Raw genomic sequence first — 19,350 nt, 5'->3', positions numbered from 1 at the left:
ATCTGCATTGGTTCCCTCTTATCCTTATGAGCCACCAGTTCAGCTGGCTCTGATTGGAGACGCCTGGGCGTGGTGATGATACGCAATGTCATTTCCCGGTCTCCGCATGGCCGAGAACGTGCATCAGCCGGTTTGCCCAGCCGAAGATCGAGATGGCGTGGATAAGGTCGATGATCTCGGCATCATTCATGCCGACGGATCGCAGCGTGGCGATATCGTCTGCGGTCGCTTCCGAAGGCGCCGCCGACAGCCGGCGGGCAAAGCTGTAGATTGCCGCATCGCGCGGCCCAAGCTTTTCGGGTTCGTCGAGGTACAGCGCGGTGACCACATCGTCGCTCTTGGTCAACTCCGCATGTCGGCGGGCGTGAACAACGGCACAGAATTTGCAACCATTGACCATCGAGGCGCCCAAGGCGCCAAGCTCGCGATCGGGACGGGCGAGCCCACCCTCGACGTACATGATCGCGTTGAACAAGATGGTGCGGGCAAGATAGCTTTCCGGATCATGCACAAGGGTCCGTACATATTCCGAAACTTTCTTGGCGGAGGGTGTAACCTTCATCGCATTGAGCTGTTCCGGCGTGGCCTCGGATAGCTCGACCGGCGCGATGTATGGCTGCCAGTTCAGCGGCTTCAGGCGCACCGAGGAAATCATGCCGACCTCATCAGTCTTAAGCCCGTCGCCACCCGCGTCTGGAAGTTGATGAAGGCAATCAGTTCGGAGAGCGCGACGATCTGCGGATTGTTCAACCCGGCTTTGGCGAGCAGGGCGATGTGGCTCGCCTCCGCCCTTTTCGGTGTCAGCGTGATCAGGTCGACATGCCTGGCGATGGTCGCCAACGGTTCCTCCAGATCCTTTTCCCCGCGGGCCAAGGCCAGAAGCTGCTCTGTCGGATCAAGCTGAGCCAATTGCGTGTCATATTGCTCTAATAGGGCAGCATCGGCATTCAGGGCGGCCATGCGACGGGCAAGAGCAACTCGCAAAATCGGCGCCAATCCTTGGTCGTGGGCCGGGTGCAGTACGGAGATCCGACATTCCTCCGCCCCTTGCACGAATTCAGGCCGAAACCGACGCGCGGTGAAAAGAGCATCGTCCGGGGAAATCCCCGCGGCCTTATCCATGGCGTCGATCACAGTGCGGCCTCCTTATGCAACGTTGAATCGACCCATTCGTCCCCCAGAAGTTCCGGGATGTCGTAAGCGATCAGATTGGCGAAGTGGGTTTCGACATCTTCGGCAAACAGCGATGCGGCAATGCCGCGGACCAGACGGTCGGCCCCGGCGCTGACGGCTGGGATGTCGCCGGAGACCTTGCCGTGGGTCAGCATGGCGGCGTCGTTGAAGCAGTGGATATGCGCCAGCATCGGGCAGGAGCCGGGGACGCGTTCGCGAAACTCGAAGGCGGGACCGAGATCCGGCGCGTCCGACATGCCTGCACGAGCCGGCCCCATATCCGGCCTATATCGGCCATCCGACCAGGTGCGGATATGTGGGGCGATCGCCGCAAATTCCGGGCGGCCGCTGAAGTCATTTGAAAAGCCGGTTGCCGCGATCAGGAAGTCGTAGCGAATCGGCCCCTGCGTGGTTTCCACCAGCAGGGTCCCTGCCTCCTCCTTCACCGCAACTATGCCGCAGTCAAGAAGGAACCGAGCATTGGGGTGGCGAGACACGCGGAGTGTCGATGAACGCGGCGGCGGTGTCTGGGTCGAGGCGGTATAATCGAAGAATTTCCACTTCCAGGCATCGGGCAAGTGATGCATGCCGAGTACAACACCCGGGCTGCCAATGCCGGTCAGCTTGTTAATGCGCGGCATTTCCTTGCGCCGGATCAACATGTCAACAGAGCCGACTCCCGCCTCGAGTGCCGTTGCGGCATTATCCATGGAAGAGGCACCGGCACCGATCACCGCCACGCGCTTGCCTTTCAGCGCATCGAAATCGATGTCGTCGGCAGAATGGGCCCAATAGGCACGATCGATGCCGCTGAGGAAATCGGGCACGGCAAAACCGCCCAAACCGGACCGACCGGTGGCCAGAACGAGACGACGGGTGAGGACCTGGCCGGTTTCCGCGCCCTCGACATCGATCGCAATCAGATCTCCAACGGGTGCCAGTCCGGTCATGCGCACGCTGTTGCGCACCGGCAGACCGAGAACCTTGCGGTACCAGACCAGGTAGTCCATCCACTGGCCCTTGGGGATTTTGTCCAGCGACCGCCAGGCCTCAACGCCCCATTGCGCCGTGAACCAGGCGCGGAACGTCAATTGCGGCAGGCCAAGCGACGGACCGTGCAGGGTTTTCGGCGACCGGAGCGTTTGCATGCGGGCAAACGTTACCCATGGTCCTTCGAGCCCGGCCCTAGCCGCATCATAGGCCACGACATTGGTTATCCCGGTCAGTACCAGCTTTGCCGTGGCAGCAAGTCCGCACATGCCGGCGCCGATCACCACGACATCACGGACCGGCACGCCATCGCGCGAACGCGCGGGAACCCATGGCTTGGCGGGCAGTTCGAGAAAGTCGAGATCCTGCGCGAACTGTGCTTCGAGCGCAGCAAGACCTGTCGACGTTGGCGCGGCGGGGGTATGCTTCATATTCCCGTTCCGTGATTTGTGCCGGATGCAGGATCGTTCACCAATTGGCCAGCGAGGGTCGGATCTAGTTTCTTGAAGCCGACGATCGACCGTTCAGCCACCGCCTCGACCGCATCCATCAACGCCTGCGCGACTGGACGGAGGGGGCGTTTCTCGGCAGCCACAACGCCCCAATAGAAAAGAACGGTCACGTCGATCGGGCGAATGACGACCCCGGGCAAGGCCACGCCATAGGCGGTGAGAGGATCGATGACAGCCGCAACGCCAGTCCGCCGAACGATCTGCAACGCGCCATATGCAGTATTGGTCCGGATCACTGGCCCGGTGTCGATGCCCCTGGCCGCCAATGCCTTGGAGACATGCAACTGGAAACGTAGGGGGTTGAGCAATGTGGCGACGCGGCGACCGGCAAAAGCGGAAAGCGGTATGACGTCAAGTTCAGCCAGCGGATCGTCCTCCCGCACGGCAGCAACATCAGGCGCCGAATAGAGCCTCAGGACATCCAGACCGGGCGTATCGAGCGGCAGGCTCGAAAACCCGATCTCGGCACGTCCGCTGCGCACTTCCTGCGCGACGATCGAGGGGAGAAACTGCCCGAGATGCGTCTCGTCTGGAAGCTCGACACCGTTGAGCTCGGCCATAGCCGTCGGGATCAAGCCAGTTCCGATCGCAGAGGTCGCAACGATTTGCAGAATCCGACCTTTGCCGGCGGCAATCATCTTGGCCCGCGCCGCTAGCTCGGTGAAGGACATCAGCAAGCGCCGCGCCTCCTCCTCGAAGGCCACACCCTCCTCGGACAACTGCACCCGCCGACCGACACGGTGCAGCAATTCGAAGCCGAGCTCCGCCTCGAGATCCTGAATGGTGCGTGTCACCGAAGGCTGGGAACACCCGAGCATCTCGGCAGCCTTGGTGATGCTGCCACTGGCAGCAACAGCAAGAAAGGCCTGTAGATCTCGTGTTTCCATTTACGCCTACATGCGCGTTGTGTATGAATAAGATCGTCTCATGCGGATTTGATATATGTCAAGGCGGAAATAATATGGCCGGAGACGCCTCGGTGATTCGCCGTACGGTCGGAATGATTCGCAAGCCCACAGAGCGTCGCCGGCCGTCTCGGCCGTGTGGCTCGAACGCGTTCCAGCTGAACCCCATGGATGACGATTTCATGGGTAGCCAGGCTCAAGGAAGCGATAGGTTTCGATCGAGTTGTGCCTGCCTGCTGGGCGTGCATGCAATGGCGGTCGCCGCGCTGCGATACATAAAGACTGGAACAGGAGAAATCCTATGAGGGTGAGTATTCTGGGGGCCGGCGCAATTGCTTACGGCCTTGCTGCCTACTTGGCGGAGGCGGGGCACGATCCATTGCTTTGGTCGCCGTCGGGAGAGCGCACCAAGGCACTGGCCACCGGCGAATCGCTAACGGCTACGGGCGCTATCGAGGCAACGGTGTCGGTGCGTATCGCCAAGGATTGTAAAGATGCCATTGCCAATGCGGACGTGGTGATGATCGCGCTGCCGGCTTACGGCCACAAGATGGTGATGGATGCTGCCACTCCTTATCTGAGCGAGGGTGTACCGGTCATCATCAGCTCGCATAGTTCTTTCGGGGCGCTGTATCTCTCCAAGCAACTGGCAAAGCGCAAGGTCAGCCTGCCGATCGTCGTCTGGGGCACAACGCTCGTGACCGGCCGCCAGCTCGGACCGACTGAAATCGATGTTGTCACCGTTCGCCAGAAGCTTGATGTTGCGACGCTGCCTTTCGATGCGCTGGACCAAGGATTCGAGCTTTGTACGGCCCTGTTCGGCGATCGTTTCGTCAAGCGCGACGGCCTGCTTGCGATCGCGCTCAGCAACCTCAATCCGCAGAACCATCTGGGGATTGCCCTTCTCAATCTCACACGCATCGAGAAGGCCGAGCAGTGGAGCCAGGGTGGAAACGTCACGCCGGCCGTCGGACGCTTTGTCGAGGCTCTGGACGCCGAACGATTGGCGATCGCCGCCCATTTTGGAATTGCCGTGCGCACAGTTGAAGAGCATTTTTCATTGTCGTTTCACGTCCCTATGGGCACCGTTTCGGAAATGAACCGGGAGATGGATCGCCAAGGCCGCGGCGGCTTGGGCCCGTCAACTATCGAAAGCCGCTATGTTCTGGAGGACGTTCCTTTCGGGCTGCTGCCGACGGTACTTTTGGGGAAGATCAGTGGAAATCCAGCGATCCTCCATGAGTCTGGAATGAACATATTCTCGGCCGCTTACGGTCGCGATCTCAAGGGAGATAATGATATCCTTCCTGCTCTAGCCATCGAAGGAATGGCAAAAGCGGAGCTTGAAAACCTTTGCCGTAAGGGATTTTGACGAGACAGGGCTGCACCGCTGATCCGATATGGCATGAGCGGCGACTCTTCTCCAAACCTGACGAATGGTTGTTGCTTAAACCAGAATCGAGGCCCCTCTGAGACTTGCCTATCCCCTCCAGGAGGATAGTATCAAGCTATGAGCGGCCAACCCCACATCCACGAAACCCATCCCGATATCGTAAAGCGCCTCAAACGGGCCGATGGACATCTCAAGGGCGTCATCGAAATGATCGAAGCGCGCCGACCCTGTCTCGACATCGCCCAGCAGCTCCATGCTGTCGAGAAGGCCATTTCGCAAGCCAAGAAGACCCTGATCCAGGATCATCTCAACCATTGCCTTGAAGACGTCGTCGGGCCGCTGGCGCGCGAGCAGCGCCGCTCGATCGACGAGTTCAAGGACATCACCAAGTACCTGTGAAAAGCGCGATGATGGACAAAGTTCGCGATTGGTTCGGGTTTGGCCCGATGACGCATGGCATGGGTGGGCACGGACATGATCACGGTGACGGTGGCCATGGCCACACTCATGGCGTCATCGATCCGACGATCGCCACGACGACACGCGGCATCTGGGCGATCAAATGGTCATTCGTCGTTCTGGCCATCACGGCAGCGCTCCAGCTTGTGGTCGTGTTCCTCTCCGGCAGCGTGGCGCTGCTGGCCGACACCATCCACAATGTCGGCGACGCGGTCACCGCCATTCCGCTGTGGATCGCCTTCATGCTGGCCCGCCGCAAACCGAGCAAGACATTCACCTACGGCCTGGGCCGGGTCGAGGATCTGGCCGGGATCGTCATCGTTCTCATCATCCTCTTCAGCGCCATTGTCGCCGGCTATGAGGCGATTGATCGCCTGATCAATCCGCGTCCCATCACATTTCTTGGCTGGGTCGCCATCGCCGGCCTCATAGGCTTCATCGGCAATGAAGCGGTCGCCGTATTTCGTATCCGCGTCGGGCGAGAGATCAACAGCGCTGCGCTGATTGCGGACGGCTACCATGCCCGCACCGACGGCTTTACCAGTCTGGCGGTCGTGCTGGGCGCTATCGGTGTCTGGCTGGGCTTTCCGCTTGCCGATCCGATCGTCGGGCTGCTGATCACCGTGGCGATCTTCGCCATCGTCTGGCAGTCGTCGAAAGCCGTGTTGACCCGCATGCTGGACGGCGTCGAACCTGGCATCGTCGACGAGATCCACCATGCCGCCGAACACGTGTCGGGCATCGGGTGCGTTGAAAGCGTGCAGGCACGCTGGATAGGACATCGTCTGCATGCCGATGTCGCCATCAGTGTTCCGGAAATGGCGACGGCCAAGGACGTGCTGGGCGTAACCGAAGCCCTCAAGGAGGAGTTGTTCGCCCACTTGCCGGCGTTGGCGGAAGCCAATGTCCGCCTGGTGAGCCCGGCCGGGCCGGCGGCGGAAATCTCTCATGCTCACCATCATGCGCCGGAGCCCTTCAAGGTCGCCTGCGATCTGGCTGCGGGGACGTTGGAAATCGTCGACACACCGGCTGGCGAGCGGATGCGGCTGACCATCGATCGCCAGGCCGACGATCTGGCAGCGACGGTGATCATCGACCGGCCCAACGGGCCAGAGACGCTTCGCCTCGAACCCGTCGGCGACAACCGTCATCGGCTTGAGAGCACCGTCGCCCCTGCCGAGCCGCATGAGTTCCAGGCAAGGCTGGTGCTGGCCGCCAAGAATCGCGAACAGGTGCTGTCGTTCAAGATGGTCGAACCCGAAAGTCACCATCATTAGGTCGACTGGCGGATATGCGGTTAAATGACCGACCTCGCGGCCTATGCTGGTCTGTTCCTTGCGGCCTTGCTCGCCGCTACGATCCTGCCGATGCAATCGGAAGCAGTGCTGGTCGGGCTGCTGCTTGGGGATTATTCGCCCTGGCTGCTCATCGGCGCAGCCCTTCAAAGCCTTCCTCAGCGAAGCGCTCCTGCCAGCGCCAGACACAGGTTGCCGGTCCGCCGCATGATTTCGACCGTACCGATACCATCGGCGCGCAACAGCACGATCTCGGCGCGCCAGACATGCTTCTGCGGATTGTTGCGGTCGCTGACCAGCCAGGCGCCGATGATCAGAAGGCGAGACGGTGAGAGATATTCCAGTGCGCATGCGCCAGATTCGCATGCGCACAGGTAAAAGCGAATCCCACCCGGGACTATTATCAGGCGGAAACCACTAGGAACAATCTATTGACTAAGAACTCTGACTAGTAAAGAGTTCGTTCTCAGCGTGACCGACAGAGAACATAAGCGTTCCTTGCGTCCGGCCGTTGGAACAACGTCGTCCCCCGGGTTGAGCCGCCAAGTCATGCCGAAGCGCACAACAGGCCGGTACGAAAGCGTGACCGCAGGCGGCGAGAAGGTTGATGCCTTCGTCCCCTTCGATCTGCCGCCCGTGCGGCCGGTGCTTGTCATCGACACCAAGCTCGAACGCCGCCTTGGGCAAGCCGAGCAGGCGCTTGTCCGGCTCGATCTGGCGGGCGAGATGGTGCCTTCGCTCGACTGGTTCATCTACGCCTTCGTGCGCAAGGAAGCGGTGATCTCGTCTCAGATCGAGGGCACGCAAGCATCGCTCGTCGACCTTCTCGCTTTTGAAGCCGAGGAACAGCCCCAACCCAACGCCGATGTCGAGGAGGTGACAAACTACCTCGACGCCCTTGCCTACGCGCGCAACCAGCTCGCGTCGAAGCGTGGTCTGCCGCTTTCCCTGCGGCTCTTGAACGAAGCACACAAGCAGTTGATGCGCGGCGTGCGCGGCGGAAGCAGGCAGCCCGGAGAAATCCGCCGCAGCCAGAACTGGATTGGCGGAAGCCGTCCCGGGAACGCGGCTTATGTTCCGCCGCCTTCCGAGAAACTCCCTCAGCTTCTCAGCTCTTTAGAGAAATACATCCACGCCGACGACCAGCTGCCGAAGCTCGTGCGGACGGGTCTCTTGCATGCCCAGTTCGAAACCATTCACCCCTATCTCGATGGCAATGGGCGGATCGGGCGCCTGATGATCGCCCTCCTGCTGGAACACTGGGGACTCTTGAGGGCTCCGCTTCTCTATCTCAGCCTCTTCTTCAAGCGTCATCGCGAGGAATACTACCGGCGCCTCAAGCTCGTGCGGCTAGAGGGCGACTGGGAGGGCTGGACCGATTTTTTTCTCGATGGCATCGCCACGATCGCCGATGAAGCTGTCGGCTCGGCGCGTGAATTGTTCAACCTCGTCAGCGCGGATCGCACGCGGCTGCTCGGTGTCGAATCCGTATCCGTTTCAGCTCTTCGATTGTTCGAGCGGCTTCCGCGGCATCCGATCGTGACCGTCGCATCGGCGATGAAGCTGCTCGACACGAGCAAACCGACCGCAGCCCGCGCCATCGAGGTGCTGGCCGAAATCGGTATCCTCGTGGAAACGACGGGAAAGAAGCGCGACCGCAGTTTCGCCTATCACGCCTATACGGAACGCCTGCGAACCGGAACGGAACTGGACTTCAGCCGATGAGCGGCCGGCGGCGGATCACTCAACCCTATAGCCGAGCGTCCGATATCCCGTTTTGCTGCCATGCGCGCCAGCACTGGGACCATCTCATCAACATAGTCGAAGACGATAACCTCGGTCTTCCCGTTATCCTGGTGGTGCAGACGGCCGACGTATTGGGCCAGCGTGCCCTTCCAAGAGATTGGCATCGTCAGCGCCTTCAGCACATCGTCGAAGATCAAGTTGTTACGCGACTCGTCCTGTGCGATGGCTGCATAAATTGCTGGCATGGAAGGACGGTCCGACGCCGCCAGAGGTGGCGGAAGTTGAAACTGCGTCGATCGAGGCTTGGCGCGGTGAACTATCCCCCGCCCAGCGGCCTGGGCGCGCGCATCAACGCGATGCCGAACAGGGCCGCATTGCATGAAGATGATCGGATGATGACCATCTTTGCGGGCCACCGTCGCGGACAGTCCGAGGACATAGCGCGCTTTCGCCCGGCGGGCCACATGCTCGAAACTCGCCGCCGAAAGATGGTGGCACTCATCGACGATCAGATGACCGTAGTCCGCTACCAGGTTGGATACTTCGCCTGGGCGCAAGAGGCTCTGGATCAGCGCGACGTCAATGACGCCAGTCGGCTTGCGGCGTCCGCCGCCAATAACGCCGATGTCCTCAGCTCTCCTTGATCGCACCGGCCAAGCCTCTGTTGCGTAACGTACTGGCAGGCAGCTGGGTGCAGCGACAAATTATAAATCGCGACTTGTCCTAATCTGGTGAGTTAAGCGTGGCAAAATCGATCTGACTCAAGCGAGCGGGATCGCCGATCACTTCAATGGCTCGGATTTTCTCCCCTGCCGCGTCTATCGTCAGTGCATATCGTGCACGTCCGGTCGGCGCCACAACAATCCCTGGCGCCCCGTTCAGAAGCATTGGCGTCGCGAATTGCGTACGTGCCGCGAAGGCAAGAGCCCCCCTCGCAACTGTTGTGGACCCATGTGCTTCCACCGCTCTTCCGTCAGGAGCCGCAGATGAATCAACTCGGATTACGACATCCGGGTCGAGGAGGGCCACGATCGCATCAATGTTGCCGGAACGAACTGCGTTAAGAAACTCATCCACAAGCCGCCGCCGCCTGTTCAATTCAGCAGCGGAAACGGTGGGCTGACCCCGTGTGCGACGACGAGCTCGGCTTGCCAGTTGCCGCGCCATGACCGGGGTACGGCCGACGATAGGGGCAATCTCTTCGAAGGGCACATCAAAGACGTCGTGCAGCACGAAGGCGACACGTTCGGCAGGAGCAAGCTTTTCGAGTACAACACTCAACGCAAGGCCGACCGAATCGGCAATCACTAATTCCTTTTCGAGGTCCGCGGCGTCTCCCGAATCCGCGCACCACTCGGAGAGCGCCTGCAGAGTCTCCTCGCGTGATTTGCGCGCCCGCAGCATGTCGAGGCAGACGCGCGCAACGACAGTAGTGAGCCAAGCGGTAAGATTGTCGACGCTCCGGGCATCTGAGCGGGTGAGGCGTAGCCACGCTTCTTGCACTGCATCGTCGGCCTCTGTCGATGAACCGAGCAGGCGGTATGCAACCTTCCGCAGGCGCTTGCGATCAGCTTCGAAGCGCTCTGCCAGCCATTGATCCGGTTTCATCTGTCACATTTTCCCATCGCTGTCCGTCACAGTGATGACGGACGAGGCCCATCCGATGTGACAACTCCCCTTTCAACGGCCTGGGCTGAGACAAAGGAGATATCATCATGGAACCGACCAACCCGCTGATTCTGATCTTTATTGCCTTGCTCGGGACGTGGTTCGGCGCAGCCGTCTTTTATGTGGTGGTCATAGGCCCCGCCGTCGTTCAAGCAGGGCCGTCCGGCGTCGGATTCCTACAGACACTCGCGCGGCGCTACGGCACCGGCCCCTTCTACGCCGTCTTGGCCTTTCTGACGGTTGCGACCGGCGTATGGATGTACGTGGCCGGTGCCCGCGGCGTGTGGACGACGATGAGCGTAGGCTTAGCAATACTAGCGCTGTTTCTCGGTGCATCGGCCAATCGGATCGCCGAGAGGAAGTGGGTCCACGTGGTCGGGAACATCCGGGGCTCTGCAACAGGAGATCAGGGCAGCGACGTGGCGACAGCAATCGCCAAAGCCGAAAAGGTCAACGTCCTGACAACGGTCGTGCTTGGGCTCGCGCTCCTCTGCGTGGTTCTGAGTCGAACTATGGCGTAACAACTCGCAAAAGCGCGGCCATCCACATTGATCGCGGGAATTCGTATTCGCGCAACCACCAGCTATCAATCTCAGCCAGCTGAAGCGTTGTCCGAGTCAGATGGCGTAGCAGCCTTTGGCTGCAACTCAGTACAGCATGCGTTGGCGCAACCGGTCGCCCCGTCATAGCGGGGTGGCAAACGAGTAGTGCCCCATCTTCATCGGCCGTGGCGCCCCAGCGCGGATGAAACTGATAACTAAGTTTCCGCTGGAGCACTATGATATTCTTGCCGCAGCCTTGCGGTAGCGCCCGCCAGCATCCGGGACTCCCCGAAGCCACTACGACTGGGCTGAGGCTCGCGGGTGCGGAGGAAAGCAAGTGGATCCCCGCGCAGCTCAAGGCCGCCAGGACTTGACCTAGGGTCAAGCTCCATGGGGTCAACTTACAGGTGCTGGTTAACGGCCCGCCAGCGCCACTTGACCCGGAGTGAGGGCACCATGTCGTCAGAGCGTCCGGCTCGCTTCGGTACGGTCGAGCCAGTCGCGCATGAGTGCCTCGAACAGGCGGGGTTGCTCGAACTTCAGGTTGTGCCCGGCAACATCGAGTACGGCGAACGTGGCGCGAAATGGTCGTCGATTGAAGATCGTCAGGTCGCTGCGGTTGGTCCGCCCCCGGGGTGGTTTCCGGCTCGTTCGCTTTTAGTCAAAGAGGGCGGAAATCTGCCGTGGGTGCCGGAACGCGACATGACCATGAGCGTGCGCATCAAGACCAACGGCCGCTGCCAGCAGCCTTGCATCAGGCTCAGTCCTTCTTGAACTCGAATAGCTCGATGACGTTGCCCGATGGATCTTCGAGCAAGATGGCGCGACCGGCACCGCCGTCGCTGATTTCGCCGCGGAATCTTGCATCAGCCCGGCGCAACCGCTCAACGACGACATCGAGTTCGTTCGTAACGATCATAAATCGGTTCCACCCGCCCGGCTTCGGATCGCCGCCCGCCTGACCACCGCTTCCCGCACCTGGGGCGCTGAGATACAGCGTCAAGTCGTCACGCCGCAGCGCTGCGAACTTGCCCGGATTGTGCATTTCGATCTTGAAATCGAGATAGTCTCGATAGAATGCGACCGCCTCATCGACGTCCGCAACGATGTATCGGACGGATGCCATTCAACCTTCTCCTCTGTCTTGTAGCTACAACAGTCAACTTCGGCAAAGGTTTCCCTGTCGGTGGAGCTGAGTGCAGAAGCAGGCTTTCTGGATGCCGGCCGAAAAGTCGGATGAGGTTTCTTGCCGTAACCCATCCGGCGCAGCGCAGCGTTAAGCGATTTGTCGGAAATCGGACGCGAAGCCGATCGAACACTCGGAAACAGCTGCGAACCACCACCAGAGAGTTTGCTAAGTGAGGTCAGGACGCAAACAGCCTGCCTTGAAAGGGGTACGCGGTGCGGCCGTCGCATTTTCATGCGTGCTTCAGGGATGATCCAAACCGAGCTTTCGAAATCGTACTGCGTTCCTTGAATCGAGCGACAGCCTGCGGCGCGATCCGACCCCTTGGGGCCTTCTCGTACCCAGTCGGATCAGATCACGACCTGCGTGCCGATCTCGACAACACGGCCGGTCGGGATCTGGAAATATTCCGTCGCATCGGCCGCCGAGCGCGCAAGGCCGATGAACAGCTTGTCCTGCCACACCGGCATGCCGGAATTGGGCGAAGCTTTCAGCGAGCGCCGCGACAGGAAGAAGGATGTCGACATGATGTCGAACTTCCAGCCCTGCTTGCGGCAGATCGCCAGCGCACGCGGGATGTTGGGCTGCTCCATATAGCCGAAGGTCAGCGTCACCCGCATGAACAGCTCGTTGACGGTCTCCATCTTGACGCGCTCGCTGTCGGGCACGACAGGCTGCGGCGCCGTCACCACCGAAAGGATGACGTTCTGCTCGTGCAGCACCTTGTAGTGCTTGAGGCTGTGCATCAGCGCCGTCGGCNGTCACCACCGAAAGGATGACGTTCTGCTCGTGCAGCACCTTGTAGTGCTTGAGGCTGTGCATCAGCGCCGTCGGCGCGCTCAGCGGATCGCTGGTCAGGAACACCGCGGTGCCCGACACCAGATGCGGCTTCTTCTTCAGCAGATTGCCGGCAAGGAAATCCAGCGGGATCTCGTTCCGGCGCGTCTTGTCGAACAAATAGCGGCCGCCGCGCATCCAAGTCCAGATAATGAGGCACATCACCAGCGCAATGGTCAGCGTAACCCAGCCTCCTTCGATCACCTTAATGATGTTCGAGCCGAGGAATACCAAGTCCACGATCAGGAAGAGTGCCGACGCCGTAATGGCACCACTGAGAGACCAGTTCCAGATTCGGCGCATAACAATGAAGAGAAGCAGGTCGGTGACCACCATCTGGCCGGTGACAGAGATGCCGTAGGCTGAAGCGAGATTGCCCGACTTCTGGAACCCGAGCACCAGCACCATGACGCCAATGCCGAGCAACCAATTGACCCTCGGAAGATAGATTTGGCCCTCTTGCGTCTCGGATGTGTGCAGGATGCTGAAGCGCGGCAGAAGATTCAGCTGGACAGCTTGGCGCACCAGCGAAAACGCCCCGGAAATGACAGCCTGACTGGCGATGATCGTAGCGGCGGTGGCCAAGGCGACCATCGGCACCAGAGCCCAGCGAGGCTGCATGTCGAAGAAGACATTCTCCGGCAGTTCGGTGCGGTTCAGAACAAAGGCACCCTGCCCAATGTAGTTGAGCAGAAGGCACGGGAACACAATCCACAGCCAAGCCACCACAATCGGTCTGCGACCAAAGTGGCCGAGATCGACGTAAAGCGCTTCTGCGCCGGTCACAGCTAGGAAAACTGCACCGATTGTACCCAGCGCAAGTGTTGGATTGGTCGCGAGATATTGGACGGCGTAATAGGGATTGATGGCCCACAACACCCCGGGATTGGTGACGATGTGGCTTACTCCGGAAGCCCCAAGCGCGACAAACCATGCGAATGTAATCGGCCCGAAAACGCCTCCAATGGCTCCGGTCCCGAATCGTTGGACGGAGAAAAGCCCGGCGAGAATAACAAGTGTGACTGGCAACACGTAAGGCTCTAGGGCTGGCGTAACGGTCTCAAGACCCTCCACTGCAGCCAGCACCGAGATCGCTGGCGTGATCATCGAGTCACCCGTAAACAACGCCGCGCCAAGGACGCCCAAGATCAAAATGGCAGCTGAGCGCGCCGGAAGGCTGCTGCCGGCCAGGGACATCAGGGAGAGCGTGCCGCCCTCGCCCTTGTTGTCCGCCTGAAGAACAAATGTAACATATTTAACCGTGACGATGAGTGTCAGCGCCCAAATGATCAGCGAAAGAATGCCAAGCACATCCTCGCGCGTCGCCGAGCCGTCCGATGCCGCAACAAACAGGGCTTCGCGAAACGCATAGAGGGGACTTGTTCCGATGTCGCCATAAACGACGCCGAGTGCGCCCAGGATCAGTATTCGTAGGCTCTGCTGGGAGTGGACGTCATGCGCGACGGGCTGTGCTGCTGCACCCCCGCCGTTGCCTACATCGGCATTGCCCATGAACCTGCTCCTCCGGTTAGAGCAAACGTTTCGTTGTCGGTGTCCTGGCGCCGTTTGCTGACTTTCGCCTTTCCGGGTGTTTACGGTCGAGCATGCCGGAAGTGTTGACGATCAAGGGCCAGCGCCAGGAAGCGACCCACGATATCGACCGACGTCGAAGGCGCCGCAGGACGTTCTTCGGGGTCGAATGCGAGCCCGATCGCGGCGCGCGCGCCCCCTGCCGTTGTTTTTACGGGCCAAAAGTCAAAGCGGGAGGTCAACGCCGGATAGATTCCGGCGCTCACGACAAGTCCCGTTGCCAACGACGATTGAGCCGCCTCGATCTCTGCTTCCTGGAGTGCTACGTCGCCGACTTTCTCGACGGAAACTACTTTGCCGTCCAAAACGAGAATGACGACGACAGGAACTTGGAAGAGCGCTGCAAGCGTGTGGCAAGTGATCGAGACGATCGCCTTCGCATTGTCGATCCCCGCGACATCGCGACTATAGGTTTGCAGCATCGTTGCTTGCCTCCTCAGCAGCGCCGCTTCAATTGCGCGGCGCCGGGAGGTAAAGGCAACGCCACTGACGATAAGTCCGACGACGAAAAGCAGTCCAATCGCCCAGATGTTTGCCGGGTCATCGACGATCAGTGTGTGGCGGGGCTCGGTGAGGAAGAAATTGTAGGCGAGTGCGCCGAGTATCGCCGAAGAGAGCGAGGGGCCCAGACCGAGGCCGACGGCCCCTAAGATCACCGGCACCACAAATATGAGCGAGATGTTCGGGATCGCTACTTGGCTGTCGACGCCGACAGCCACGGCCGTCGCGAAGGCGGTCATTGCAAACGAAGCAAGATAGCGTACTCCGGCGGGAGCATCCGCCAAGCCGAAAAGCGAATCGGCACCCGGGGACGATGTAATGTCCTGTTGCAGGCTCGAATTGACATCGGCCATCGCATCCCTCCCTGCCGGGGTCGGCGCATAACCAAAAGCTAGGCCGATACGTATAAAGGTTCCATTCGTGCGGGAGGCCCAAAATATAAAGATTCCATAAAGACGGCGGCCCATTGCCGACCGTGGCCGTCGGCAAATTTATTGCTTTTTGCTGCCGTATCCTCCCGGCTTGAGATCCAGCTTAGGCAACATGGGAGGACTGGAACCGTGATTGCTCGATCCCAAAAAAGGTCGAATGTTTTCGTGCTCTTCACAAAACGGGCTGCTTTGTGATGCCAAACCGATGGGACATTGCCGGCGCTCGAATAATGACGGGGTTGGGCTTCAAGGCGCTGGCAACCACATCTTCAGACTACGCCTTCTCGAAAGGCAAGAAAGACGGAACGGGGAGGTTAGCCGCGCTGAAAGCTTGACCTACGCTGCTGAAATAGCAGCTTCGACCGATATTCCGGTGACGGCGGACTTGGAGAAGGATACGCCGATACCCCGAAGGGGTTGCCGATTCGTGGGCCAGGGTGCACCCGGCTTGACCTTTGATCAGATTGCGGAGGCTGGCGTACTGCGAATAAGTGTCGGCGGTTCGCTTGCCCGCGCAATCGCCGGAGCGCTGTTGAAAACAGGCCAGGAGATCGCGGCTGGCGACTTCACCCGAATTGGAAACCACTCCGACTTGGAACTCTCTCCGTAGCCTCAAGCTTGTTTCTAGTTTCGCTACGGGGTCGAGAGCAGGCATTATGCGCAATTCAAGAAAGTTAGCCTATCGAGAGACAATCGTGAGCAGCAAAGATTCGTTGGGGACCGACATTAACGCAGTCGCGCGCTTTCGTGGGACCTTAGGCTGCGCGCCTATGCTTCTTCGCCGCTTGGCGCAGTGCATGCTGCAATTCGGTCCGGACAGCACCGAGGTTCTCGCCGGGCTTGAACTGGGCGGCGGTTTCTCGGGTTGCCGACGTCAAGGCCAATCTTCCACACGGTCATCAGCTCTGCTGGGAACGCCTTCATGAGATGTTCCGGTTCGGGGTCCGTCAGCCAGGTCATGTAGTCTTCGGACGCCAGTATGACCGGCACACGGTTGTGGAATGTCGCCATGAGCGGATTCGGCTCACAGGTCAGCACCGTGAAGCGGATGTTGTCGCCGATAGCGGGGTCGCGCCAATTCTCCCAGAGCGCCGCCAAGGCGAACGGCTCGCCCGACTTCATCGCAATGGCATACACACAGCGCTCTATGGGAGCGCGTTCCGGCTACGGCTTTTTTCCGCGGAAAGGGCCGTTGTGCTTTGTGGCAGGGTCTTCACGTCGGTTTCGCGCAAGAGCCCGTCGAGCGTCAGCAGCGGCGCACGCATCGTCTTGGCATAGGCCTAGTGAAAGCAATCGAAATTGCTGAGGTAGCGTTTGCCAATTCCGTGTTTTTCGGCAACCGCGACGGCATAGGACAGTACCCGCAGCGGCGATCCTGGCTCGCGAAGCGCGATTCTTCTGGCTTCCAGCCATTCGACCACGACTGCCTCGGCGGCGCTGTACGGGCAATTCAGCTGGTCCGGCCGGGATAGAACAATAATCGCCTCTCACGCGGCGAGCGTCGAGGTGAAGGGGGAGGGCGCTTCCAGCAAGGCGGCTTCATAGCTATCGGCGGTGTCCTCGCCAGCCATCATCGACACGATGGCACGGGCATCCACGAACATTATTCGTCCAGCTGCAGATCGTGATCCAGGTCGTGATAGGCTTCTTGTGGGACCGGCTTTCGATCAGGTTGGAATGACAGGCCATGTTTTGCCAGAATCTTCTGTGCAGTCTCGCGCGGCCGCTCCTTGTGCATCCGGTTTCGGATTGTCTCACGGAGAGCGGATATCACCGCTTCGGTGATATTGGTGCGGTCGAGGCGGGCAAGCTCCCGCGCCAATTTGTCAGCTTCATCGTTTCGGATGTTCAAGGTCATGTGTGTAGCTCCAATCGCGTATCCATCATCACGCTATTGTGTAGCTTTTTTCAATGCTCGGTCGCTACGGCGCGGGGCGGCGTACTATTCGACGCTGCGGACATAGTAATTCGTTTCAGCCGGCGCACCGTCATTGACTGCCGTTGCTCGGCCGAAGGATGTTCGCAGCTGATGACGACCGTCTCTTGTCGCGGGCATTTTTCGCACCGCATTTGATAGGTCGTGTCGTCAACCTCGATCGGCGCGAAGGTCTTCGCGGTCCGCCACTGACGACAGGACGTGAAGCTGACGGCGAGCCTAATGGTTGGCGTATAAGCAGAGCTTGCAGATATTGCACCCAGAGTGGCAGCGCGGCCATCGAACAACCATTCCCCATAGCCGGATTCCATCCGTCTCGACCAATCTCGGCCCCTGGGTCAACCGGCGCGGCCTGTTCGCGCGTCGCTCGCTTGCTGACACTTTCCGCAGCGAACGTATCGCCTCGGCGCAGAAATGGGAATTCGGCACCTCCGGCCAGCACATCGAACTCGGCATCGCCGAGAACAATCTGTTCATCCTGCTGTCGGCACTTGGACTGTCGCATTCGATTTTCGGCAAGCGGCTGCTGCCGATCGGCACGCTCTACGATCCGTTCATCCAGCGCGCTTGCGCGTTCCCCTTCTCGGTCGCTTTGAACAGGACACTTCGAAAGACACGGAAAATCGCTCAGCGATCAGGCGTCGAGGTTAGCTGAGGATAACTACGCGCTCCCGTCCGTCTCGCTTTCCTCGTCGATCGTCCGAACCGGCAAATAGGCATTCGTTTCCAGCCATTGTCGCAAGATGATCTGGATAAGGTCTGGCCTGCCGATTTTCATCTCGGCCGCTATGGAATCGAGTGCATCTGCGGTCGCGGGCTCCAGCGGCACGCCACCGACGTTTCGAAGCATCAAAGCAGCGCGACGCAGGAGGATCTGCAAATGCGCGCGAGACATTTCGGCTATGCGCTGAGCTGCGCTTTCGAGATCTTCAGCAACAGATCGGCGAGTCATTGGTGTCACTCGGTGCATGGCATCTGGCCTTCGCCCTGGTACTCAGTTGGGAAGTGATTGGCCAAGGCTGCTGCTATCGTGGGTCGAAGGCAGTAAACAATCATTTTCCGCGCTTCTTTGCAGAGGACGGCTGGCCTTCAGTATGCTCGTCGTCTTCCATTTGTGGTTGCCGGGCCGGTGCGTTGGGCTCGTCCGATGGCCAGAGCTACAGGGTCGCTTCGACTGATTGGACCTATTGCAGCAGTGCCGACTATAGGCACCATGGGCGGCTCGTCATCTTGCATTTTCTTCCCGGTCTTCAGCTCAGCAATTTCCTCGTCACGCCTGGCAATGCGGCTTTCCAGATTGGCGAGACGCTCGGTCAACAAATAGCGGCCGACCGCAAATCCGCCTCCTCCGAAAAGAACCGCAAGACTGGCAAAGGCGGCCGGGTTGGCCAGCATCAGCGCGGAGTTGGCTTCCAAAAAGCTGATAAGATCCTGCATGGTCAACTCTACCCGGTCATGCTGAAAAGAAGCGAGCTGCCGTCACCGGCTGGCTCGGCCCTGGTTGGGATATTTGTCGCGAATCGTCCGGGCTCGTTGCATCTCGAACATGCTGAGTCACTCGCCGTCATCACCATACCCGTCGGGCGGCATGAGGGCCGTTCCGACGTTCATGGCTCATCCCAAGATTGGCGGCGTGTCGTCGTAACCGAGCGCCACCAGTCCGGGATGCCGGTGAGCGAGGGCCAGAATTTGAGTCTCAAGCTCGCAGTTATAAGCCATGAGCGCCTTTACGGTCTCAAGCGGGCTGTCGTATCGGGCGATGAGCCTGACCGCCTCAGAATGAAGTTCAGCTCTGGCTTCAGCGTCCAGGCGAATAGTGCCCATTGTCGTTCCTCCTGATGTTTGCCCGACGCGGAGCCGAGAGTTCGTCAAGACGGTCCTGGAGGTGGCCATTGAGGACGATCATTTCCTTGAGCGCCTTCACCGCGTCGCCTTTGTGCTGGGCGATGAATCTGTCGGCGATCGCCTGCAGTGCAGCCTCCTGGCGGCTGTCCAGTCTCACAATGTGGTCCATGACGACGGCTCCGATCGTTCCTGTTGAAATTGAACAAAACGGGAACAAAAGTGTCAAGAGCGAATTGACTCTGCGAGGAATGCCTTCCTATTTGTCAGTAGGTGGGGCGGTTGCTCACAAATCGAGGAGAGCCGCGATGGGCAGACGAAAAAGCCGGTTCGACAGGCTGTCG

General features: G+C 59.8%; 21 protein-coding genes and 6 pseudogenes. 8 read left to right on the top strand and 19 right to left on the bottom strand.

The annotated features are described in order from the left end of the window. Positions 1-88 precede the first annotated feature (88 nt). The 4 genes from X773_RS66785 to X773_RS66770 are packed head-to-tail and all read right to left on the bottom strand — an operon-like array spanning position 89 to position 3,562. A complete protein-coding gene (locus X773_RS66785; protein ID WP_023679365.1) occupies positions 89-655 on the bottom strand; it encodes a peroxidase-related enzyme in 567 nt (188 codons plus the stop codon). Then, positions 652-1,134 (bottom strand): hypothetical protein, encoded by a 483-nt coding sequence (locus tag X773_RS66780; RefSeq protein ID WP_023679364.1) that lies wholly within the window; start codon positions 1,132-1,134, stop codon positions 652-654. The genes X773_RS66785 and X773_RS66780 overlap by 4 nt, the downstream gene beginning before the upstream one ends. Further along, positions 1,131-2,594, bottom strand: coding sequence for an NAD(P)/FAD-dependent oxidoreductase (locus tag X773_RS66775; protein WP_023679363.1), 1,464 nt, complete (start codon positions 2,592-2,594; stop codon positions 1,131-1,133). The genes X773_RS66780 and X773_RS66775 overlap by 4 nt, the downstream gene beginning before the upstream one ends. Further along, positions 2,591-3,562, bottom strand: coding sequence for a LysR family transcriptional regulator (locus X773_RS66770; protein WP_023679362.1), 972 nt, complete (start codon positions 3,560-3,562; stop codon positions 2,591-2,593). Before X773_RS66770 ends, X773_RS66775 begins: the two co-directional genes overlap by 4 nt. A gap of 319 nt (positions 3,563-3,881) precedes the next feature. Here X773_RS66770 and X773_RS66765 point away from each other — a divergent pair, with 319 nt between their 5' ends. The 4 genes and pseudogenes from X773_RS66765 to X773_RS76705 form a co-directional block, all read left to right on the top strand. Further along, positions 3,882-4,952: an NAD/NADP octopine/nopaline dehydrogenase family protein gene (locus X773_RS66765; RefSeq protein WP_023679361.1), complete on the top strand. Its 1,071-nt coding sequence runs from the start codon at positions 3,882-3,884 to the stop codon at positions 4,950-4,952. 138 nt (positions 4,953-5,090) lie between these two features. Further along, complete coding sequence (locus tag X773_RS66760) at positions 5,091-5,372, top strand: metal-sensing transcriptional repressor (protein ID WP_023679360.1); 282 nt, start codon at positions 5,091-5,093, stop codon at positions 5,370-5,372. A gap of 8 nt (positions 5,373-5,380) precedes the next feature. Then, complete coding sequence (locus tag X773_RS66755) at positions 5,381-6,709, top strand: cation diffusion facilitator family transporter (protein ID WP_023679359.1); 1,329 nt, start codon at positions 5,381-5,383, stop codon at positions 6,707-6,709. A gap of 24 nt (positions 6,710-6,733) precedes the next feature. Next, positions 6,734-6,862: pseudogene (locus tag X773_RS76705) on the top strand (DedA family protein); the annotation flags it as partial. Here X773_RS76705 and X773_RS77575 read toward each other — a convergent pair. Next, positions 6,861-7,078 (bottom strand): annotated as a pseudogene (locus X773_RS77575) (helix-turn-helix domain-containing protein); the annotation flags it as partial. The pseudogenes X773_RS76705 and X773_RS77575 overlap by 2 nt on opposite strands. A 198-nt stretch (positions 7,079-7,276) precedes the next feature. Between X773_RS77575 and X773_RS66745 the strand changes: the two are divergent. Further along, positions 7,277-8,452: a Fic family protein gene (locus X773_RS66745; RefSeq protein ID WP_023679357.1), complete on the top strand. Its 1,176-nt coding sequence runs from the start codon at positions 7,277-7,279 to the stop codon at positions 8,450-8,452. Here X773_RS66745 and X773_RS78420 read toward each other — a convergent pair. The 3 genes and pseudogenes from X773_RS78420 to X773_RS66735 all read right to left on the bottom strand — a co-directional run bounded on the left by X773_RS78420 (position 8,404) and on the right by X773_RS66735 (position 10,081). Beyond that, positions 8,404-8,718 carry a hypothetical protein gene (locus X773_RS78420; protein ID WP_245274802.1) on the bottom strand — a complete coding sequence of 105 codons (315 nt, stop codon included), beginning with the start codon at positions 8,716-8,718 and terminating at the stop codon, positions 8,404-8,406. The genes X773_RS66745 and X773_RS78420 overlap by 49 nt on opposite strands. Positions 8,719-8,943: 225 nt before the next feature. After that, positions 8,944-9,123, bottom strand: a pseudogene (locus tag X773_RS78415) (hypothetical protein); the annotation flags it as partial. 73 nt (positions 9,124-9,196) lie between these two features. Next, a complete protein-coding gene (locus X773_RS66735; RefSeq protein ID WP_023679355.1) occupies positions 9,197-10,081 on the bottom strand; it encodes a sigma-70 family RNA polymerase sigma factor in 885 nt (294 codons plus the stop codon). A 107-nt stretch (positions 10,082-10,188) separates the two neighbouring features. Here X773_RS66735 and X773_RS66730 point away from each other — a divergent pair, with 107 nt between their 5' ends. Together X773_RS66730 and X773_RS76700 are read left to right on the top strand one after the other, a co-directional pair. Further along, a complete protein-coding gene (locus tag X773_RS66730) occupies positions 10,189-10,662 on the top strand; it encodes a hypothetical protein (RefSeq protein ID WP_023679354.1) in 474 nt (157 codons plus the stop codon). Positions 10,663-11,139: 477 nt separating this feature from the next. After that, the gene (locus X773_RS76700) at positions 11,140-11,457 is read left to right on the top strand and encodes a hypothetical protein (RefSeq protein ID WP_031212527.1); all 318 of its coding nucleotides are present in this window, start codon (positions 11,140-11,142) and stop codon (positions 11,455-11,457) included. Here X773_RS76700 and X773_RS66725 read toward each other — a convergent pair. The 7 genes and pseudogenes from X773_RS66725 to X773_RS66695 form a co-directional block, all read right to left on the bottom strand. Continuing rightward, complete coding sequence (locus X773_RS66725) at positions 11,444-11,809, bottom strand: VOC family protein (protein ID WP_023679353.1); 366 nt, start codon at positions 11,807-11,809, stop codon at positions 11,444-11,446. The two genes, X773_RS76700 and X773_RS66725, sit on opposite strands and share 14 nt — an antisense overlap. Before the next feature lie 116 nt (positions 11,810-11,925). Next, positions 11,926-12,150 (bottom strand): annotated as a pseudogene (locus tag X773_RS75145) (integrase); the annotation flags it as partial. Positions 12,151-12,219: 69 nt separating this feature from the next. Then, positions 12,220-14,218 (bottom strand): annotated as a pseudogene (locus tag X773_RS66720) (potassium transporter Kup). Between the two features lie 80 nt (positions 14,219-14,298). Beyond that, on the bottom strand, positions 14,299-15,150 hold the full coding sequence (locus X773_RS66715; RefSeq protein ID WP_031212526.1) for a DUF4118 domain-containing protein: 852 nt from the start codon (positions 15,148-15,150) through the stop codon (positions 14,299-14,301). Between the two features lie 846 nt (positions 15,151-15,996). Beyond that, the gene (locus X773_RS66705) at positions 15,997-16,365 is read right to left on the bottom strand and encodes an SOS response-associated peptidase family protein (RefSeq protein WP_023679350.1); all 369 of its coding nucleotides are present in this window, start codon (positions 16,363-16,365) and stop codon (positions 15,997-15,999) included. Positions 16,366-16,715: 350 nt separating this feature from the next. Then, a complete protein-coding gene (locus X773_RS78410) occupies positions 16,716-16,832 on the bottom strand; it encodes a type II toxin-antitoxin system VapC family toxin (protein ID WP_023679347.1) in 117 nt (38 codons plus the stop codon). Then, positions 16,832-17,086 carry a type II toxin-antitoxin system VapB family antitoxin gene (locus X773_RS66695; protein ID WP_023679346.1) on the bottom strand — a complete coding sequence of 85 codons (255 nt, stop codon included), beginning with the start codon at positions 17,084-17,086 and terminating at the stop codon, positions 16,832-16,834. The genes X773_RS78410 and X773_RS66695 overlap by 1 nt, the downstream gene beginning before the upstream one ends. Positions 17,087-17,474: 388 nt before the next feature. On the opposite strand from X773_RS66695, the pseudogene X773_RS75135 reads away from it, so the two are divergent. Next, positions 17,475-17,732, top strand: a pseudogene (locus X773_RS75135) (transketolase); the annotation flags it as partial. A 93-nt stretch (positions 17,733-17,825) separates the two neighbouring features. Here the strand turns inward: X773_RS75135 and X773_RS66685 are convergent. From X773_RS66685 to X773_RS66670, 4 genes are all read right to left on the bottom strand, one after another. Then, positions 17,826-18,116 carry a hypothetical protein gene (locus X773_RS66685; RefSeq protein ID WP_023679344.1) on the bottom strand — a complete coding sequence of 97 codons (291 nt, stop codon included), beginning with the start codon at positions 18,114-18,116 and terminating at the stop codon, positions 17,826-17,828. Positions 18,117-18,253: 137 nt separating this feature from the next. Next, the gene (locus X773_RS77570; RefSeq protein WP_023679343.1) at positions 18,254-18,601 is read right to left on the bottom strand and encodes a hypothetical protein; all 348 of its coding nucleotides are present in this window, start codon (positions 18,599-18,601) and stop codon (positions 18,254-18,256) included. A 177-nt stretch (positions 18,602-18,778) separates the two neighbouring features. Then, a complete protein-coding gene (locus X773_RS66675; RefSeq protein ID WP_023679342.1) occupies positions 18,779-18,988 on the bottom strand; it encodes a hypothetical protein in 210 nt (69 codons plus the stop codon). Then, the gene (locus tag X773_RS66670; protein WP_023679341.1) at positions 18,963-19,178 is read right to left on the bottom strand and encodes a hypothetical protein; all 216 of its coding nucleotides are present in this window, start codon (positions 19,176-19,178) and stop codon (positions 18,963-18,965) included. Before X773_RS66670 ends, X773_RS66675 begins: the two co-directional genes overlap by 26 nt. Between the last annotated feature and the right edge of the window lie 172 nt (positions 19,179-19,350).

Source organism: Mesorhizobium sp. LSJC280B00 (genome assembly GCF_000502835.1).
In the GTDB taxonomy this organism is placed as follows: Bacteria; Pseudomonadota; Alphaproteobacteria; order Rhizobiales; family Rhizobiaceae; genus Mesorhizobium.
This window is presented reverse-complemented; position numbering and strand designations above follow the sequence as displayed.

Excerpts from the sequence above, each read along its gene's own strand:
- X773_RS66730 (WP_023679354.1), top strand. The coding sequence starts at position 10,189 with ATGGAACCGACCAACCCGCTGATTCTGATCTTTATTGCCTTGCTCGGG.
- X773_RS77570 (WP_023679343.1), bottom strand. The coding sequence starts at position 18,601 with ATGCAGGATCTTATCAGCTTTTTGGAAGCCAACTCCGCGCTGATGCTG.
- X773_RS66725 (WP_023679353.1), bottom strand. The coding sequence starts at position 11,809 with ATGGCATCCGTCCGATACATCGTTGCGGACGTCGATGAGGCGGTCGCA.
- X773_RS66755 (WP_023679359.1), top strand. The coding sequence starts at position 5,381 with ATGATGGACAAAGTTCGCGATTGGTTCGGGTTTGGCCCGATGACGCAT.
- X773_RS76700 (WP_031212527.1), top strand. The coding sequence starts at position 11,140 with ATGTCGTCAGAGCGTCCGGCTCGCTTCGGTACGGTCGAGCCAGTCGCG.
- X773_RS66715 (WP_031212526.1), bottom strand. The coding sequence starts at position 15,150 with ATGGCCGATGTCAATTCGAGCCTGCAACAGGACATTACATCGTCCCCG.
- X773_RS78420 (WP_245274802.1), bottom strand. The coding sequence starts at position 8,718 with ATGCCAGCAATTTATGCAGCCATCGCACAGGACGAGTCGCGTAACAAC.
- X773_RS66775 (WP_023679363.1), bottom strand. The coding sequence starts at position 2,594 with ATGAAGCATACCCCCGCCGCGCCAACGTCGACAGGTCTTGCTGCGCTC.
- X773_RS66735 (WP_023679355.1), bottom strand. The coding sequence starts at position 10,081 with ATGAAACCGGATCAATGGCTGGCAGAGCGCTTCGAAGCTGATCGCAAG.
- X773_RS66675 (WP_023679342.1), bottom strand. The coding sequence starts at position 18,988 with ATGGGCACTATTCGCCTGGACGCTGAAGCCAGAGCTGAACTTCATTCT.
- X773_RS78410 (WP_023679347.1), bottom strand. The coding sequence starts at position 16,832 with ATGTTCGTGGATGCCCGTGCCATCGTGTCGATGATGGCTGGCGAGGAC.
- X773_RS66695 (WP_023679346.1), bottom strand. The coding sequence starts at position 17,086 with ATGACCTTGAACATCCGAAACGATGAAGCTGACAAATTGGCGCGGGAG.
- X773_RS66785 (WP_023679365.1), bottom strand. The coding sequence starts at position 655 with ATGATTTCCTCGGTGCGCCTGAAGCCGCTGAACTGGCAGCCATACATC.
- X773_RS66685 (WP_023679344.1), bottom strand. The coding sequence starts at position 18,116 with ATGACTCGCCGATCTGTTGCTGAAGATCTCGAAAGCGCAGCTCAGCGC.
- X773_RS66670 (WP_023679341.1), bottom strand. The coding sequence starts at position 19,178 with ATGGACCACATTGTGAGACTGGACAGCCGCCAGGAGGCTGCACTGCAG.
- X773_RS66770 (WP_023679362.1), bottom strand. The coding sequence starts at position 3,562 with ATGGAAACACGAGATCTACAGGCCTTTCTTGCTGTTGCTGCCAGTGGC.
- X773_RS66765 (WP_023679361.1), top strand. The coding sequence starts at position 3,882 with ATGAGGGTGAGTATTCTGGGGGCCGGCGCAATTGCTTACGGCCTTGCT.
- X773_RS66745 (WP_023679357.1), top strand. The coding sequence starts at position 7,277 with ATGCCGAAGCGCACAACAGGCCGGTACGAAAGCGTGACCGCAGGCGGC.
- X773_RS66760 (WP_023679360.1), top strand. The coding sequence starts at position 5,091 with ATGAGCGGCCAACCCCACATCCACGAAACCCATCCCGATATCGTAAAG.